Genomic DNA, 392 nt, shown 5'->3' with positions numbered 1-392 from the left:
ACTTGCAAACTGTCTCCAGTTGGAGACACTATGCGCATCTACACATTAGCTCAGACGGACGAATTTTCGGACTGGGTTCGCAGCCTCAAAGATCGCGTTGCAAAGGTGAAGATTTTCGTCCGCGCCAAGCGGTTGGCCGACGGAAATATGGGTGATGTAAAGCACTTCGACGGCATCTCCAACCCAGGAAAAACCATGTCTACGAAGATCTCGCTGTTCGACGTTGCCGACTACCTGGACAGTGAAGAAGACATTGCCGCGTACTTGAATGAGGTTCTCGCCGAGGACGACCAGGACTTGCTTCTTTCCGCGCTCGATGACATCGCACGTGCCCGCGGAATGACCGAGGTAGCGGATGCCGCCGGCGTCACGCGGCCTGGACTGTACAAAGC

Annotated in this window: 1 protein-coding gene; it reads left to right on the top strand. The window is 55.1% G+C overall.

The features are described from left to right. Positions 1-30: 30 nt before the first annotated feature. The coding region (locus CBX98_RS26500) for an addiction module antidote protein (protein WP_197710252.1) at positions 31-392 on the top strand (362 nt) is incomplete at its 3' end.

The organism is Vibrio sp. T9 (genome assembly GCF_003123985.1).
Classification (GTDB): domain Bacteria; phylum Pseudomonadota; class Gammaproteobacteria; order Enterobacterales; family Vibrionaceae; genus Vibrio; species Vibrio diabolicus.
Note: the sequence above shows the minus strand (reverse complement) of the source record. Positions and strands in the feature narration are given on the sequence as shown.